We start from the raw sequence: 15,947 nt of genomic DNA, 5'->3' as shown, positions 1-15,947 counted from the left end.
ACTGAAAAACCGGCCCGACTGCTCGACGCCTACGACAGGTGATGCACTTCCTGCAATCCGAACACAGGCGTTGGAATGCCTTCCATGCGAGCCTTCAGTTGCAGAGAAAGATACTGCGAGTAGTGCCGCGACTGATGCAGGTTTCCGCCATGAAACCACAGCGCCTGCTGCTGCGTGGGCTTCCACATGTTGCGCTGCTCGCCTTCCCACGGACCTGGATCTTTGGTTGTATTCGAGCCGAGTCCCCACACCTTGCCGACCTTGTCGGCCACTTCGCGTGAGATGAGATCGGCGGCCCAGCCGTTCATGGAACCGTAGCCGGTTGCATACACGATGAGGTCCGCTTGGAGTTCGCTGCCGTCGCTGAGCAGCACCGAATGCTCTTTCAGTTCCACCACGTCCACGCCGCTTTTCAGCTTGATCTTGCCGTCGGCGACGAGTTCGGACGCACCGACATCGATGTAATACCCGGAGCCGCGGCGCAGGTACTTCATGAACAGACCCGAATCGTCGTCGCCGAAATCGAGCATGAAGCCACTTTCTTCGAGCCGCGCGTAGAACGCCGCATCGCGTTCGCGAATTGCGTTGAAGACCGGAATCTGGAACTCGTGAAGAATCGCATACGGTATGGACGCAAAGGTCAGGTCAGCCTTCGCGGTCGTCATGCCCGCCGCCACCGCGCGCTCCGAATAAAGATCGCCGAGCGCGAACTCCATCAGCGAATCCGATTTGACGATGTGCGTGGACGAGCGCTGCACCATGGTCACGTCGACGCCTGCTTCCCACAGCGCTGCGCAGATGTCGTGAGCCGAATTGTTCGCCCCGATCACGACGACTTTCTTACCGTGATACGCGTCCGGACCGGGATGCCGCGACGAATGATGCTGCTCGCCCTTGAACACGTCCATGCCCTTGAAGCTCGGGATATTCGGCTTGCCCGACATACCGGTGGCGAGCACGAGTTGCTTCGGCCGAAGCGTGAGATTGCGGCCTTCCCGTTCGACTTCGACGATCCATTCGCCCTTGGCCTCGTCGTAGCGTGCGGATTTGCACACGGTCGAGCCCCAGTAGTTCAACTCCATGACCTTCGTATACATCTCGAGCCAGTCGCCGATCTTGTCCTTCGGTGTGAACACCGGCCAGTTGTCCGGAAAGGGCAGGTAAGGCATATGGTCGTACCAGACCGGATCGTGCAGGCAGAGCGTCTTGTAGCGCTTGCGCCATGCGTCGCCCGGCCTCTCGTTTTTGTCGATGATGATGGTCGGCACCCCAAGCTGCCGCAGCCGCGCACCCAGTCCTATACCGCCTTGCCCGCCGCCGACGATCAGGCAATACGGCTCTTCCGAGGTGCCGAGTGCGTCGAGTTCCGCCTCGCGCCGCTCCTTCCAGCTCGTGCGGTCGCGGCGCGCACCGTGCTCGGCGCCCATAGGCCGCTTCGGGCCTTTCGGCTCCTCATGCCCCTTGAGTTCCGCCATGGTCGTGAGCAGCGTCCAGATGAGGCCGTCCTTCAGGCGAATGAAACCGCTGCCTCGCGCGACTCCGGTTTCGAAAGTGATCCAGCCTTGCGCAATGCCGTCGGCCTGCGTCGCTGTTTCGTTCTCTGCAAGCCGGAGTTTCGACGGCTTGATCGCGTCCACCTGCGCATCGAGCATCGCGGCGATCTGCTCGCGGCCTTCGAGCGTCTTGATGTTCCATGTGAACGCGACCAGATCGCGCCAGTAACACTCCGGCTGAAACAGGTCGACGGCGGCCTGCGTGTCGCCGCGTTTCAGCGCGGCTTCGAGGCTTTCCAGCACCTGGGATATCGCTTGATTTGCAGTGTTTTCAGACATGGTTGCTCCTCCATTTGAAACGGATAGTCGGACTTCATTGGTAGCGCGGGTTCTACGCCCGCTAGGGGAATCGGGGCAGCGCCGCTAGCACTTGTGCGGCGGCAGGATGCGCAGCTTCGCAATCCGCCGGTACAAGGTTGCGCGGGACATGCCGAGCGCTTGCGCGGCCAGTTCGGTGCGCCACTTCGCGTCGTTCATTGCATCGACGATGCGGCGGCGTTCGAGCGCGTCGCTATCGGACAGAACCGGCGCAGCGTGCGGCGCGGCACTATCAGCGTTACTGCTATTGCTGTTCTCTCGCGGCGCGGCCGTCCTGCTTCGCGCAAGCCGCGCGGCGGAGGGCTGACGGACGCGTGCATAGAGCGGCGAGCCGGTGTCGCCCAGTCTCAGCGAGACGAGGCCACGGCCCGCTTTCGCGTTGAAGAGACGCTCGGCGGGAACGTCGAAAATCTCCGACACGTGACGCGGCAACTGGTTGAGCGCCGGCACGCATTCGCGTGCGCGGCGGTTGGCAGCGATGACGTGGCCGCGGGCGTCGATCGCAATGAGGATCTCGGGCTGCGCTTCGACGTAATGGCGGTTGCGATGCGCAAGCAGCACCCAGCAATCCGCGGCCGCGTTGAGGAAACAGGCGTCTTCGATCAGAAGCGCGCTTTGCCGCACGATGTGATTGACGAGCCGCTGGCTTTCGCGGTCGTCGGGGGAGCGCACGGCCGACGCATCGAGTACGCCGAGCAATTCGCCGTGCAAACCGAAAATCGGCGAGGCGCTGCATGTGAGGGTGGTGAAAGCCGCACGAAAATGATCGGTTCTATGCACGGTAATGGGCTCGGCATCGAGCAGCACCGTCGCGACACCGCAGGTTCCTTCCTCGCTTTCGGACCAGCATGAGCCGAGATAGAGCCCAGCGCGTTTGAAGTCGTGCCGGCGGTCTTTATCGACGCGGTAGTCGATCGTGACGCCCTGTGCGTCGGTCAGCATCACGCAGTAGTCGGCCTCGCGCACCATCTCGTGCAGCCGCGACAGGCACTGGCCCGACGCGCGCAGAAACGATTCCTCGCGATGCTGCACGTCGCGCAATTCCGGCACGGTCAGAATGCGCGGACCGGCGGTCGCGCCCGGATCGAGGTGGTATTGCTCGAGCGAACGTTTATATGACGACGCAAGCCGCTTTCCGTCGACGCCCGCACGCGTCGTCCGTCCTTCTATGACGTTGCATATGCGGTCGATATGTCTCGTTGACGGAACGTAGGGCATGACGAGCCTCCGGGCGAACTCAGCGCGAACTGGGTGCTGGAGACATTCTGCGCCGCTATCCTGCGCGTGTCTCCGAAGCCTGAAACGTACGGTACGTTTGTAGCACGCGCGAATCGGCAGAGCACACTGCAGTGCACCATCGTCGCCGGTGAGATTTTTTTCTCAGCGTGCAAACTCGCACGGAACGCGGCGTGAGCGCTTGCCCGGAGCAATAAAAAACCGGCCCGCAGGCCGGTTTTTTGTTATCAGGCGAAAAATTCAGAATGTTTCCCAGCTGTCCGCGCCTGCGCTCTGCAATTCGCGTTCTTTGGGCTGCGTAGGCGCCAGCGGCGACGCCACGGCGGCTTTTGCGAAAGTCGTGACCGGTTTTAAATGCGACGGCACGGGTTTCTTCGACGTCGCAATGGCGCGCGCCGGCTTCGTTCGAACGCTGCGCGCCGTGCTTTGCACCGGCTGCTGTGCCGCGTCGACACGGAAGATCGACACCGCCGCACGAAGGCTTTCCGCCTGGTCCGACATGGCCTGTGCAGCGGCGGTGGCTTGCTCGACGAGCGCCGCGTTTTGCTGCGTGACCTCATCCATTTGCGTGACGGCCACGTTGACCTGCTCGATACCCTTCGTCTGCTCGGACGATGCCGACGCTATCTCGCCCATGATGTCGGTCACCTGTTTGACCGAGCGCACCACTTCGCCCATCGTTTGACCGGCATTTTCAACGAGCTGTGAGCCGTTTGTCACATGAGACACCGACGCTTCTATCAGGTCCTTGATTTCCTTTGCCGCCGTCGCGCTACGCTGCGCGAGCGTGCGGACTTCGCCCGCAACCACCGCGAAGCCCCGGCCGTCTTCGCCTGCGCGAGCGGCTTCGACCGCCGCGTTGAGGGCGAGAATATTCGTCTGGAACGCAATTCCTTCGATCACCGAAATGATTTCGGTCACCTTCGTCGAACTCGAAGAAATGTCTTGCATGGTGGCCACGACCTGCTGAACCACTTCGCCACCCGAAGCCGCCGTCGCCGACGCCGCCGACGCGAGCGTGCTGCCCTGGCGCGCGTTATCCGTGTTGTTACGCACGGTTGAGGTTAGCTCTTCCATGCTGGCCGCGGTTTGCTGCAGCGATGCGGCCTGTTCCTCGGTGCGTTGCGAGAGATCCTGATTGCCTTGCGCGATCTCGCCGGCAGCCACGGAAATTGACTCTGCCGATGTTTTGATGCCGGACACAATCGATGTGAGCTTCTCGCGCATTGCCTCCAGAGAAGCCATCAAACTCGTCCGATCGCCGGGTGCCACTCGCACGCTGACGGTGAGGTTGCCTTCGGCGATCTGTGCCGCCATTTCCTGCGCGGCGCTCGGCTCACCACCCAACTGGCGCAGAATGCTGCGCGAGATCAGCGCGGCGGTGACAATGCCCAGCAGGACGGCGATAGCCGCAATGACCGCGACCATCGTGCGGACCTTTGCATAAGTGGCGACAGCGTTCTCTCGAGCTTCCTTATTCTGTTGGTCCTCTAGAGCCGCCAGCTCGACTGCGCGTGCGAGCCACACTCGCTGCGGCGGGCGTGCGTTCTGCAACAGTTCCTGCATCGCGCCGGCGGTGTCGTGCGCCAGTGCGAGGTCCATGGCCTTGCGCTGCGGCGCCATCGCTGCGGCTTCGTCCTGCTTGATCTGATCGAGCAGCGAACGCTCCTTTGGCGCGGTGCCGGGCTCGGCGAACATACGTGAGAGTTGCTGGAATGCGTCCGCATAAAGCTGGTCCTGCTTCTTCATGCGTTCCGCCTCTTGTGCAACATCGCGCGGATCGCTGATCAACGCGAGGTTGCGAAGCGCGATGGCGCGATCCTGTATCGACGAGCGCAACTCGTTTGCAAGACGCGTTTCCTCGTTATTCACGCGAGCGATGCCGTCCAGACTCGCGTCCAGTTCCGAGAGACCGTAGAAGGCAATGGCGGCGAGCACCAGCATGAATGCCGTCAACAGCCCGAAGCCGGCTTGCAATCGTGTCGATACCTTGATGTTTTTCATTTCCGTCCGCATTCAGAAAGGCGTATGTCTGGTTTACGACTGCCTGACGGAATACTGAAGGTTGTTTGTAATCGACGACGTCAAGCCGCGCCGCGACGGGCCGGTGCGTGGATAGGGCGGCAAGATGGGGACTGGCAAAATTTGCCGGATGTATTGCGCCGATGCTTACAGCCGTCATCGGCGTTTCACGATTCGCGGCCCGTTCAAGGCTGAACCGGTTGCCATGTCGGATCGGGATCGAACGCTTTCAGCGCTGCCGCTTCTCGCGCCGAATTCGGCCCCAGGTTCTTCTGATAAACCTGGCCGTCCTGATTAACGATGAAGCTCATCACGCCGGTCTTGCCATACTCGCTCGGCCACGCAACAAGGCCGCAGCCGTTCGTCATTGCGCCGTTCTCGACGTAGTCGAGTGCGCCGTTTTTCGCGTGCGGTCCCTGCGCGGTCAGAATACGGAAGTGATAACCGTGGTAGCCGTCCTTGCTCAACGAGCCGGTTTTCGGCATGGCGGCAGCGAGCGGGCCAAGCGGGCTCTCGGGTTCGCCCTCGGCGGTGGGCCAGTAGAGACCGTCATGCTTGCCTGACGTGCTGAGCAGCCGCTGCGCATAGTGGCCGGTCGACGCGCGGTAGTCACGCTGAGCGTCGAGATACGCAAGCGAGGTCATGATCGCTGCGCGTTCGTTGCGGCCGATCCTGCGCGTCAGAATTTCGTCGCTGCCTGCCGGTGGATCGAAGCGCCAGCCGTTGGCCGCCTGCACGAGCGGAATCGGCAATGTCCAACCGCTCGTGCCCACCGACAGGTGCTTGCTCGGGCGGCCGTGAAGCGGCGCTGCGTCGTCCACGATCCGATGGCCCGCAGCCCATGCGCCAAGGAATTCGTAGATGTCTTCTTCGCCGACGTCCTTCGTCGGAATGAAGCGGTTGTAGTTCGTGCCGAGCACGTGCTGCATCGCCGGGTGATCGTTGGTGGCGATCGCGTCGACGAGTGCGTCGGCGGCGGCTTCCGGGGTCGGGTAAACGGCTTGGGCCTGCGCCGGTGCGGGGCAAAACAATAGCGTCGAAAGTGCGATTGCAGCGCTGGCAAGACGATGCGATGAGCGCCGTACGGCGGCGTTCGCTAGGAAAACGCGGATCGAGTGAATGCGGTTCATGAGCGGCTCCTGGGTATCGTTCAACGTTGGCGGCCGAGGTGACGCTGTCCGCCGCCGCCCGCACCAAAGCCGCCGTGCGGCTGTCCGCCTCCACCCGCACCGAAGCCGCCAGTGGGCGGGTGCCCGCCGCCCGCTCCGAAACCGCCGCCGCGAGGTTGCCCACCGCCGCCAGCACCCGGGCTGCCGCCGCGCGCTTGCCCGCCCCCGCCAAAGCCGTTGCGTGCGCCGGCTTGTGCTTGCCGGCTTTCTTGCCCGCGGTGCATGTCCTGCTGCGCCGCCGCGCCGTTGCCGGCGCCGCGTAGCGCATTGTCGCGATTTACATTCTGTGCGCTCGACCGGACATTGCTCGCGTTGGCGCCGCCGTGCTGGATACCCTGCAAACGCTCGCTCGCGCTCCCGCCCAGATTCTGGCCAGTGCGGTTCTGCAAGGTCTGTTGCGCCTGCGCGCGAGATGCCGACATATCGCGCCCCCGGTAAGCGTCGCGCTGAGCGCTACCCATATTCGCGGAGGCGTTCCGGTTGAACGTGGTGTCGCGGTTCCACCGGGTCGTGTTGCTGTTCACATCGAGGCGCCGGTTGACGTTCACGTTGTTGTACCGGTTGACGTTGATATTGACGCTGTGATTGTTCCAGTTGACGTCGCTCCACAGCGCGCTCGTGATCGCGATGCCCGCGCCGAACGCAAGGCCCGCGGCGAGTCCGCTCGCGACCGCATAGCCTGGAGGCGGTGGTACATACACGGGCGGATACGCTGGATAGGGCCACGCACCGTAGACCACAGTCGGGTTATACGTCGGCACGTACACGACTTGCGGATTGGCCGGCACGATCTGGATCGTGCTCTGCTCGACGATAACCTTCTGTTGCTCGGAGGTCTTCAGATTGCCCGCCTGTTGCGCCTGCTTGCGCAGCCGTTGCACGGAGTCCATCACGTCGTTCGGCTGCGCAAGAAACGCATTGCCCAGTTGCGCGACCCAGTCTGGCTTTGAGGCCATTGTGGCAAGCACCTGGGGGAAGGCCACCAGTGATTGCACGCTCGGGTCCCACGGCTCTGCTGCGACCGCTTTGACCGCGTCGTCGCCCTTGATGTTGGAGTTTGCTTTCGACCAGGCCGCTGCGGCCCCGACGTCCTGTGGAAAGGTGGATGCCATCAGCACCTGGGCGAGCAGTGCGTCGGGGTAGAGCGCGATTGGCGCGGTGAGCGAATCGAGTTGCTGCTTCGACACATTCGCTGCGGTTTGCGCATGAGCCGCGGGAATCGCGACCTGAAGCATGACCGGCAAACCTGCCAGCATGGCGAGGGCGATCAGCGTCGCTCTCTGGTTTGCGCGTGAGCGTTTCACGATGAACTCTCCCTATTCGAAGCTGCGTCAACTCATTACGGCGTACAACGTATATCGGACTCCGAAAGACATGGCGTCTGAAGGAAACATTTCATGCACGCGTTTTGAAGTCCGGTAGTGCGCCAATGGACAGATTATTAACCGGCTTTTATATGGAATTTCAATGCGCGGGAAAATATATTCAGGTTGAAGTTGGCGAAACGATCACCTAAGAGAACAATTTATCTATTGCTTCAGGACATAAAACCGGAGGTCGTGAAAATACAGACACGTCGAATTGTCTGCTTGCGTTTCGTCCTGAGTTTTTCTATCTGCGATGCAATACAGCGCTCGCCTCAACGCGTCGTTCGATTGACGTGGGTCACTCTGCGACGGAGCCAAGCAGCGATACCGGCACGCCATGACAGCTGACCGTCGCGACAACCCCGACGCCGAGGCCTTCGACGAACTTCACGCGAGTCTCGAACGGCGACACCTGTTTATCGACGCGCAGAATGTTGAGCGGCCACGATGAATGCGATAGCCGTTCATGCGCAATGGCGCCGACCCACAGCGGCACGGCTGCCGCGCCGTCGCCGACCGCATAACCGCTCGGCCAGAAGCGCAACACGTCGCGCTCGGCGCGCGTGTCGCCGGGACGCATGAAAACGAGCGACGACGGCACTCCGTTGTTCAGCTTCGGCAGGACGGGCAGAGCGACCGCGGGCACGTCCGGCGAGGCCAGCGAGAGCAGGCTATGGGCGGACACGTCGGTGCCTTCGAGCCATCCCTCGCTGCGCAATTGGCGGCGGATCGCGTCGCCATCCGAGACCCATTGCAGCGTGAGCGGCTCCTTGCGGTCACCGCCCATGTCCGAGCGATAGCACGGCAAGTGCTTCCACACGGAGAGCGTCCATTGTTGCTGCGTCACGCGTGCGAGCGGCAGAGGCGCTGGCGTGCCGGGCGGCGTCATCATGCCGAGACCCGACTGCAGACCCATGCTGGCGAGCACCACCACGAGGACGATTGCCGGCATCCAGCTGCGCGCCGGTGGCGACTCCGGATGACGCAACATCGCAGTAAGCGCGACGATCGCCACCCACACGTACGAGAGCGCGGCGCCGCCAATCGCATCCGATACCCAGTAGCGGCCGAAGTACACGCCCGCAAGCGCGACCACGGTTACGACGAGCGTGCTCGCGGTGACCACCAGCAATCCTTCGAGCATGCCGACCCGCCGCGCGAGCAGGAACGCAAGAAACCCATAGACGATGACCGTGGCCGCCACGTGGTTGCTCGGAAACGCGTAGGTACTCGTCATGAGCGCGTTGGGCGCGGCGCGCTGCATGGCGAACTGCAAGGCGAAGATCAGCATCTGCGAAAAGACGACGGCCGCGAGCCAGTAGCCCACGGTGCGCCAGCGGCGCTCCAACAGCATCCACAGCGTAACGGTGACTATCAGCGCGGCGAGCGTCGCGCTGCTGCCCAGCGTCGCGAGAGCGGCGAGCACCGTGTCGCCCCACGGCGTGCGCACCGATTGCATGAAGCGATACACGGACTCGTCGACATGAGTGAGCGGATCTCCGGTGATCACCTGATGAAGCACGCCGAAGAACAGTGCGCCGCACACGAGCACGACCAGCGACGCCAGCAGGACGCTGGTGGCATCCGGCGCTTGCGGGTCCAGCATTCTTCGCGCGACCCGGCCAAGCGGTCCGGGATGACGGCAAGCCCAGCTGCCGAGATGCCGCCCAGCCGCGTTCGACCACGCGTTGGCGTGCGACAGCAGGAAAGCCGCTGCGCGGTAGCTGAGCCAGACGCTGCCCACGAGCAGCGCGAGGACCACCACGAGCCGGAACGAGACGGCCCCAGCGAGCAGCACCGAAGCGCCGAACACGACGCCCGGCAGGATATGCGCCGGTGCCCACAGCAGCGCCGAGAGCACGTTCATCGCGTAGAAGCGCACGGGCGACATGCCGAGCATGCCGGCAACCACCGGTACGATCGCGCGCAACGGTCCGACAAAGCGCGCGAGCACCACGCTTTTTGCGCCGTGCTTGTCGAAGAAGCGGTAACCCGCTTCGAGCACTTCGGGATGTCGGGAGAAGGGCCAAAGCTTGACGATCCGCTTCTTGTAGCGGCTGCCGAGCCAGAAGCTGAGGCCGTCGCCGGCGATTGCACCGACGATTGCCCATGCAAGGACCCAGCCGAGGCTCAGCGAGCCGGTGCCGGTCAATGCGCCCGCAAGAAACATTGCGGTGCTGCCGGGAACGAAGGTACCGATGACCGCGACCGACTCCAGAAAGGCCGCGAAAAATACAACCGTGAGCATCCATTCCGGATGGCCGGCCAGCTGATGCAAGAGGTGAAGGTAGGCTTGCTCCATTGTGCGCGATCAGCCGTTATGGCGTAACGATCGATCATAACGCGCACGGAGCGTTTCTATTGCCCAAGCTGTCCTTTTCGCGGGCGTCGGCTCGAGTGAGGACTTGGGTAGGGCGTCCCGTAGAACCCGTGACGGCGGTGAACGAAGTGGGCAACGGTTCGTCATACTGGTCGAGGGGCGCGTTACCTAACGGAGTGCAGCAGATGAAAATCGCAACTGGCGGTGTGAGGCGGACGGTGCTGATCGCGGCATGCGTCGCCGGCTTTAGTGGAATGGCTTGCGCGCAGTCGGGCAGCGCGGGCGCGGGCGTTGGCGGGTTGAGCGCTACACCGTCGGGAGGAAGCGTCAATGGCGGCGGAGCAGTGGGCACGACGCTGGCCCCCACGCCCGGCCTCGCAACGCCGGGAGGTGCTGCGGGAACTGGCAGGATCGGCGTGATGGGTGCCGGCGCGGGCCGCGTGCCGAACAACATGCGTGCGAACGGCACGAGCCTGAACCAGAACCCCGATCCGCGCGTACCGAGCCTGAGCGGAAGGCCCCCGGCGCCGCGATAGATCGAGTCGCGAGGGCCGGATTGACTGGCGCGGCCGGCTTAAAATGGGCGTTCCACCAACCGGTTCATTCGACTACAGGAAGCGCCCATGGCATACGGTGAGCACAAATACGAAGTCTCCGTGCAGTGGACAGGCAACCTCGGCAGCGGCACCTCGGGATATCGCGACTACAGCCGCGATCATGTGATTGCGGCGGGAAGCAAGCCCGAGATTCCAGGCTCGTCCGACGCCGCGTTTCTCGGCGACGCAAAGCGGTGGAACCCCGAAGACTTGCTGGTCGCATCCGCTTCGGCCTGTCACAAGCTGTGGTATCTGCATCTGTGCGCGGACGCCGGCATTGCCGTGGTGCAGTACCAGGACCACGCCGAAGGCACCATGCTCGACAGTCCGCAACAAGGGCGCTTCTCGCAGATCGTTTTGCGCCCGCACGTCGTGATTCAGCCGGGCGGCGATGTGGAACTCGCGCGGCGCCTGCATCACGTTGCGCACGAGAAGTGCTATATCGCGAACTCGGTGAACTTTCCGATTCTGTGCGAGCCGGTGATCGAGACGAGCCCGGACTGAGCGATCTATTGCCGGGCGCTGTTGGCTGCAAGCCAGCGGAAGCTAGCGGACCTTTGCCGCGCTATCAAGCGCCTATTGAGCCGCTACCGCACGGGGGCATTCCCAGCGCATTAGCGATTGCCGTCGAGCAGATCGCCCAGCAGTTCGTCGAACGCGGCCTGCGCGTCTTCGAGTTCCTGCAACGCGGCGTCGAAAGTCTGCAGCGCGAATTGCGAAGGATTGCCGCTGCCGGCCGGCGGAAATTGCGATTGCAACGATGCAAACGCTGTCTTCACGCGTTGCGTCGCGGTCAATACGCGCTCCATTGCAGCGCTCTCTTCGGCGCGGGCTTTGTCGTGATCGATGTTGCCGGTGTTGTCCATTCGGTACTCCGTGTTCGTGGGTGCGGCGTGCGCCGCGTGAAATGGCGTGACTATGCCACGTTCGGGCTCACGATAGCGGCAAGCCGCCGTCGGCCTTTACTTCGCGCAACGACAATGCCGATTCGACCGACGTCACGCCCGGCAGACTGCGCATCTGGTCGCGCATGAAGCTGCCGTAGTCGTCCAGATCGCGCGCCACCACCTGCAAGATGTAGTCTGCGCTGCCCGACACGTTGTGACATGCGATCACCCGCGGTATGGCCTGCACCTCGCGCTCGAAGCGGTTGGCCAGATCTTTGTCGTGCACGGCGAAGCGCACGAGAATGAATGCGACCACGCCGAACCCGAGCGCCGAACGTGCGAGCACTGCGCGGTACTGGCCGATGTAGCCGTCGTTCTCCAGACGCTTGAGGCGTCGCGCGCACGGTGTTTCGCTCAGTCCGACCAGTTCGGCGAGCTTCGCGTTCGACATGCGGCCGTCTTTTTGCAGCGCGGCGAGGATCGCGCGATCGGTCTTGTCGAGGTCAGTTGACATGGGTTGGCGTGCGCTTTTCGGGTTTTAGTGGGAAGCTGGCGGAAACAGCGCAATGTTAGCGCATTCCGCCAAATTCCCAGCCACGACTCTAGAAATTCGCCAGCAAAACCTCCGTCGACAATAGCAAGATAGAGCCTCGAAACAATGAGGCTCCCATGATTTCCGCACACCTTCTTGCTGTCTATATTGCCGCGCTGCTGGTCGTTTATGCCGTGCCCGGGCCCGACATGGCGCTGATCCTCCAAACCAGTATCGGACGCGGTGTGAGGAGCGGCTTTGCGGCGGCTTGCGGACTCGGTTTGGCGCGTGCGACTCACGTCACGCTCTCCGCCTGTGGCGCCGCCGCGCTGTTGCGCAACGCGCCGTGGCTGTACGACGTGGTGCGTTATGGCGGCGCGGTTTATCTCGCGTGGATCGGCATCCAGATTTTCCGCTCGCCGATGTTCGCGTTGCCAGAAGACGGCGCGGCGCGCGACGAAGCTAACCGCCCGACGGACGCAACGGCGACAGCAGGCATGCGACAGTTGAGGGCGGCGTTCGTCAAGGGCTTGCTGACCAACCTGCTGAATCCGAAAGCGCTGCTGTTCTGTTCGGTCTTGTTGCCGCAATTCGTGCGTCCGGAGGCGGGGCCCGTTGCGTTGCAGATGATCGAGCTGGGTTCAGTGCTGCTCGCGGTCGGCTTTTGCTTCGACCTCACGTATGCGATCGGCGCCGCGCGGATCGCGGGATGGATGCGCGCGCACCCGCTTGCTCAAACGTTGCAGCGCTGGACCTTCTCCGCGGCGCTGATCGGATTCGCACTGCGACTTTCTCTCGATTGACACGAATTCGACCGGCTCTACCGGTTCAGCTTGCGTTCGCGGCGCGAACGGTCGTCGATAATTTTTCTGCGGTGCTTGTCTTTCATCTTCTTCCAGGTTTTGCATTCGTCGCGGGTGCGCAAGCAGCCAATGCAAAAGCCGGTTTCACTGTCGAATTTGCAGATGTCGATACAGGGCGATGCTGTGCTCATAGCCGGTGGACAGGTTGTGGAGGGCAGAGGAGGTGAGGGGACTTTCGCATGACGCATGCCTGCGCGCCAAGTGATTGTGTTAATAAAGCCGATAGAGCGCCGATGGAGCGCTCATTCAGCGGCCATGTCCGGCCGGCGATGACACGAACACCACCGACATGCTTCGCCTTCAATGAAAACATTTCTGCTTTATGCGATTACCGCCGTCGCCGAGATTATCGGCTGCTATTTGCCGTGGCGATGGCTGAAAGAGGGCGGCTCTGTCTGGCTGCTCGTGCCGGGCGCGCTCAGCCTCGCGCTTTTCGCCTGGCTGCTCACGCTGCACGGCACCGCCGCGGGCCGCGTGTATGCGGCGTACGGCGGCGTGTATGTGGCGGTGGCGATCTTGTGGCTATGGTGCGTCGACAAGGTGCGGCCGACGTTGTGGGACGCAGCCGGCGTCGCAGTGACGCTCGCCGGCATGGCAATCATCGCATTTCAGCCCCGCGCCTGAGCGCGTGAACCGGCGCGCCCGGGTGCCGCTGCACCGCGGCGCGATTCCGGCGCGGCCCCAGCGCATTCGCTATTCCAATCGCTTACTTCAACCCGCCCAGATAGTCGAGCTTGCCGAGTTCCACGCCGTTGTGGCGCAGGATGCCGTACGCCGTGGTCACGTGGAAGAAGAAGTTCGGCAACACGAAGCCCAGCAGATAAGACTGGCCCGTGAACTCGACGGGCCCGTTGCGCATTTTCAGGGTGACTGTGCGCTCCTCCGATCCGTCGATCTGCTGCGGGCTGAATTCCTGCAGATAGTCGATCGTTTTTTGAAGGCGGGCATGCAGTTCGTCAAAGGTCTGTTCGACGTCGTCGTATTTGGGCGCTTCGACATTGGCGAGACGCGCGGCGCAGCCCTTTGCGGTGTCGCTTGCGATATACACCTGACGCACGAGCGGCAACATGTCCGGCGCGAGGCGGGCGTTCGTGAACACCGACGGATCGATCTGCTTTTCGGCTGCGTGTGCCTGAGCCTTGCCGAGGATGGCCTGCAGATTGGTGAGGCCGCGAATCAGCACGGGCAGTGATGCTTGATACATCGAAATTGACATGGGTTCCTCTGATTCCTCGATTGCCCGCGCGGACGGCGCGTAAGGCAATGTAACGGCGGGATAGCCGCTGCAGCATCATAGCGGAGCGACGCGAACCGCGCATGACGCGCCGCCGCGTTAGCCATTCGGCCGACTGCCGCCTGCGCCGGAACTGTGTTCGAATGCATTGGTCCGAAGGTTTGCGAAGTCCTGCAAGCAGCACCTTGAAATCAGCAACGTGCCGTCTGTCGTCGGGCAGAGAGCGGACAGGGCGCCCCCGCCAGTCCCTCGTGCATCCGGCGCCGTCACGCCAACAGGAGAGTCGACACATGGCCACCAAGCACCCGCTGCCCGGAAGCGAGCGAACGGTAGAACAAGGTTCGAAACTCATCGGAGCTTGCGATCCGTCGGAAAAGATCGAGGTTTTCGTAATGCTGCGCCGCCAGCAGCAGGCGCAATTCGACGCGCTGATGAAACGCATAGAGGCAGGCGACCCGAACGTGGAACCGCTGTCGCGTGAGACGTTGGCCAAAGACTATGGCGCAGCCCCGGACGACATCGCCAAAGTCAAGGCATTCGCGGCTGCGCACGGCCTGAGCGTGGTGCGTGAAGACCCGGCCGCGCGCTCCGTGCTGCTCTCCGGAACCGTTGAGCAATTCCAGAATGCGTTCGGAGTCAAGCTTGAAAAGTATCAGCACCATACGGCCGGGGAATTTCGCGGCCGTACCGGCGCGGTCAACGTGCCCGACGATCTGCACGGCGTCGTGGAGGCGGTGCTCGGGCTCGACAACCGTCCGCAGGCACGGCCGCACTTTCGCATCCGCCCGCCGTTCCGCCCGGCCCGGACGCATCAGGCTTCTTTCACGCCGATTGAACTGGCGTCTCTCTACAAATTTCCCGAAGGCGACGGCGGCGGCCAGTGCGTCGGCATCATCGAACTGGGCGGCGGGTATGACCCGGCTGACCTCTCGTCGTACTTCAAGAGCCTCGGCGTGCCGTCGCCCACGGTGAAGTCGGTGAGCGTCGACCAGGCGCGCAATGAGCCGACTGGCGACCCTAACGGTCCCGACGGCGAAGTCACTCTCGATATCGAAATCGTCGGCGCAATCGTGCCCGGCGCGACCATTGCCGTGTACTTCGCGCCGAACAGCGACGCGGGTTTCATCGACGCCGTCAGCCGTGCGGTACACGATACGGTCAACAAGCCGTCGGTCATCTCGATCAGTTGGGGCGGCCCGGAATCCATCTGGACCAGCCAGTCGCTGAAGGCGTTCAACAGCGTGCTGCAAACCGCGGCCGCGCTCGGCGTGACGGTCTGCGCCGCGTCGGGCGATAGCGGATCGAGCGACGGCGCGGGCGCGGGAGATCAGGTCGATTTCCCGGCGGCGAGCCCGTATGTACTCGCGTGCGGCGGCACGAGCCTGAGCGCATCGGGTACGTCCATCACGCATGAGGTGGTCTGGAACGACGGCCCGCAAGGCGGCGCCGGCGGCGGAGGCGTGAGTGGCGCTTTTTCGTTGCCGGCCTGGCAGGAGGGCTTGTCGGTTGCGCTGTCGAAGGGTGGCAAGAAGCCGCTTGCGAAGCGCGGCGTGCCCGACGTCGCGGGCGACGCCTCGCCGCTGACCGGCTACACCGTGCTCGTCGCGGGCACACAAACGGTGGTCGGCGGGACGAGCGCGGTTGCGCCGCTTTGGGCCGCGCTGATTGCCCGCATCAACGCGGCGAAAGGCAAGCCGGCGGGTTTCGTGAACCCGAAGCTTTATAAGGCGGCGGGCGTTTGCAACGACATCACGCAGGGCAACAACGGCAGCTTCGCGGCGTCGGCGGGCTGGGACGCCTGTACGGGACTCGGCAGCCCCAATGGTCAGAAAGTGGCCGGAGCACTATAG

15 protein-coding genes are annotated in these 15,947 nt (G+C 63.1%); 5 read left to right on the top strand and 10 right to left on the bottom strand.

All coding sequences use genetic code 11. From position 1 onward, the window contains the following. Positions 1–29 precede the first annotated feature (29 nt). The 6 genes from ACTJLB_RS26230 to ACTJLB_RS26205 form a co-directional block, all read right to left on the bottom strand. On the bottom strand, positions 30–1,832 hold the full coding sequence (locus tag ACTJLB_RS26230) for an NAD(P)-binding domain-containing protein (RefSeq protein ID WP_440784977.1): 1,803 nt from the start codon (positions 1,830–1,832) through the stop codon (positions 30–32). An 84-nt stretch (positions 1,833–1,916) separates the two neighbouring features. After that, a complete protein-coding gene (locus tag ACTJLB_RS26225) occupies positions 1,917–3,089 on the bottom strand; it encodes a sigma-54-dependent Fis family transcriptional regulator (RefSeq protein WP_088175391.1) in 1,173 nt (390 codons plus the stop codon). Between the two features lie 258 nt (positions 3,090–3,347). Beyond that, positions 3,348–5,111, bottom strand: a complete 1,764-nt coding sequence (locus ACTJLB_RS26220) for a methyl-accepting chemotaxis protein (RefSeq protein WP_440784975.1) — start codon at positions 5,109–5,111, stop codon at positions 3,348–3,350. Positions 5,112–5,314: 203 nt separating this feature from the next. After that, complete coding sequence (locus ACTJLB_RS26215; RefSeq protein ID WP_440784974.1) at positions 5,315–6,259, bottom strand: DUF2950 domain-containing protein; 945 nt, start codon at positions 6,257–6,259, stop codon at positions 5,315–5,317. A 20-nt stretch (positions 6,260–6,279) separates the two neighbouring features. Next, on the bottom strand, positions 6,280–7,602 hold the full coding sequence (locus ACTJLB_RS26210; RefSeq protein ID WP_440784973.1) for a DUF3300 domain-containing protein: 1,323 nt from the start codon (positions 7,600–7,602) through the stop codon (positions 6,280–6,282). 361 nt (positions 7,603–7,963) lie between these two features. After that, the gene (locus ACTJLB_RS26205; protein WP_408423871.1) at positions 7,964–9,967 is read right to left on the bottom strand and encodes a bifunctional DedA family/phosphatase PAP2 family protein; all 2,004 of its coding nucleotides are present in this window, start codon (positions 9,965–9,967) and stop codon (positions 7,964–7,966) included. Positions 9,968–10,170: 203 nt separating this feature from the next. Here ACTJLB_RS26205 and ACTJLB_RS26200 point away from each other — a divergent pair, with 203 nt between their 5' ends. Further along, positions 10,171–10,521 carry a hypothetical protein gene (locus ACTJLB_RS26200; RefSeq protein WP_440784972.1) on the top strand — a complete coding sequence of 117 codons (351 nt, stop codon included), beginning with the start codon at positions 10,171–10,173 and terminating at the stop codon, positions 10,519–10,521. An 87-nt stretch (positions 10,522–10,608) separates the two neighbouring features. Further along, a complete protein-coding gene (locus tag ACTJLB_RS26195; protein ID WP_408174484.1) occupies positions 10,609–11,085 on the top strand; it encodes an OsmC family protein in 477 nt (158 codons plus the stop codon). 110 nt (positions 11,086–11,195) lie between these two features. Here the strand turns inward: ACTJLB_RS26195 and ACTJLB_RS26190 are convergent, their stop codons facing one another. Together ACTJLB_RS26190 and ACTJLB_RS26185 are read right to left on the bottom strand one after the other, a co-directional pair. Next, positions 11,196–11,447, bottom strand: coding sequence for a hypothetical protein (locus ACTJLB_RS26190; protein ID WP_020068515.1), 252 nt, complete (start codon positions 11,445–11,447; stop codon positions 11,196–11,198). A 67-nt stretch (positions 11,448–11,514) separates the two neighbouring features. Further along, a complete protein-coding gene (locus ACTJLB_RS26185; protein ID WP_020068516.1) occupies positions 11,515–11,982 on the bottom strand; it encodes an Lrp/AsnC family transcriptional regulator in 468 nt (155 codons plus the stop codon). A gap of 155 nt (positions 11,983–12,137) precedes the next feature. Here ACTJLB_RS26185 and ACTJLB_RS26180 point away from each other — a divergent pair, with 155 nt between their 5' ends. Continuing rightward, positions 12,138–12,803: a LysE family translocator gene (locus ACTJLB_RS26180; protein ID WP_392394413.1), complete on the top strand. Its 666-nt coding sequence runs from the start codon at positions 12,138–12,140 to the stop codon at positions 12,801–12,803. A gap of 17 nt (positions 12,804–12,820) precedes the next feature. Here ACTJLB_RS26180 and ACTJLB_RS26175 read toward each other — a convergent pair whose 3' ends face one another. Continuing rightward, positions 12,821–12,994: a DUF1289 domain-containing protein gene (locus tag ACTJLB_RS26175; RefSeq protein ID WP_020068518.1), complete on the bottom strand. Its 174-nt coding sequence runs from the start codon at positions 12,992–12,994 to the stop codon at positions 12,821–12,823. A gap of 172 nt (positions 12,995–13,166) precedes the next feature. Here ACTJLB_RS26175 and ACTJLB_RS26170 point away from each other — a divergent pair, with 172 nt between their 5' ends. Next, positions 13,167–13,487, top strand: a complete 321-nt coding sequence (locus ACTJLB_RS26170) for a YnfA family protein (RefSeq protein WP_131320797.1) — start codon at positions 13,167–13,169, stop codon at positions 13,485–13,487. An 82-nt stretch (positions 13,488–13,569) separates the two neighbouring features. Here ACTJLB_RS26170 and ACTJLB_RS26165 read toward each other — a convergent pair whose 3' ends face one another. Beyond that, a complete protein-coding gene (locus ACTJLB_RS26165; protein ID WP_020068520.1) occupies positions 13,570–14,079 on the bottom strand; it encodes a DUF1993 domain-containing protein in 510 nt (169 codons plus the stop codon). Between the two features lie 308 nt (positions 14,080–14,387). On the opposite strand from ACTJLB_RS26165, the gene ACTJLB_RS26160 reads away from it, so the two are divergent. After that, a complete protein-coding gene (locus ACTJLB_RS26160; protein ID WP_310353181.1) occupies positions 14,388–15,947 on the top strand; it encodes a S53 family peptidase in 1,560 nt (519 codons plus the stop codon).

This window comes from Paraburkholderia sp. 22098, assembly GCF_052045935.1.
GTDB classification, from domain to species: Bacteria; Pseudomonadota; Gammaproteobacteria; order Burkholderiales; family Burkholderiaceae; genus Paraburkholderia; species Paraburkholderia caledonica.
Note: the sequence above shows the minus strand (reverse complement) of the source record. Positions and strands in the feature narration are given on the sequence as shown.

Coding starts and splice junctions, on each gene's coding strand:
- ACTJLB_RS26230 (WP_440784977.1), bottom strand. CDS start 1,832: ATGTCTGAAAACACTGCAAATCAAGCGATATCCCAGGTGCTGGAAAGC.
- ACTJLB_RS26225 (WP_088175391.1), bottom strand. CDS start 3,089: ATGCCCTACGTTCCGTCAACGAGACATATCGACCGCATATGCAACGTC.
- ACTJLB_RS26220 (WP_440784975.1), bottom strand. CDS start 5,111: ATGAAAAACATCAAGGTATCGACACGATTGCAAGCCGGCTTCGGGCTG.
- ACTJLB_RS26215 (WP_440784974.1), bottom strand. CDS start 6,259: ATGAACCGCATTCACTCGATCCGCGTTTTCCTAGCGAACGCCGCCGTA.
- ACTJLB_RS26205 (WP_408423871.1), bottom strand. CDS start 9,967: ATGGAGCAAGCCTACCTTCACCTCTTGCATCAGCTGGCCGGCCATCCG.
- ACTJLB_RS26200 (WP_440784972.1), top strand. CDS start 10,171: ATGAAAATCGCAACTGGCGGTGTGAGGCGGACGGTGCTGATCGCGGCA.
- ACTJLB_RS26195 (WP_408174484.1), top strand. CDS start 10,609: ATGGCATACGGTGAGCACAAATACGAAGTCTCCGTGCAGTGGACAGGC.
- ACTJLB_RS26190 (WP_020068515.1), bottom strand. CDS start 11,447: ATGGACAACACCGGCAACATCGATCACGACAAAGCCCGCGCCGAAGAG.
- ACTJLB_RS26185 (WP_020068516.1), bottom strand. CDS start 11,982: ATGTCAACTGACCTCGACAAGACCGATCGCGCGATCCTCGCCGCGCTG.
- ACTJLB_RS26180 (WP_392394413.1), top strand. CDS start 12,138: ATGATTTCCGCACACCTTCTTGCTGTCTATATTGCCGCGCTGCTGGTC.
- ACTJLB_RS26175 (WP_020068518.1), bottom strand. CDS start 12,994: ATGAGCACAGCATCGCCCTGTATCGACATCTGCAAATTCGACAGTGAA.
- ACTJLB_RS26170 (WP_131320797.1), top strand. CDS start 13,167: ATGAAAACATTTCTGCTTTATGCGATTACCGCCGTCGCCGAGATTATC.
- ACTJLB_RS26165 (WP_020068520.1), bottom strand. CDS start 14,079: ATGTCAATTTCGATGTATCAAGCATCACTGCCCGTGCTGATTCGCGGC.
- ACTJLB_RS26160 (WP_310353181.1), top strand. CDS start 14,388: ATGGCCACCAAGCACCCGCTGCCCGGAAGCGAGCGAACGGTAGAACAA.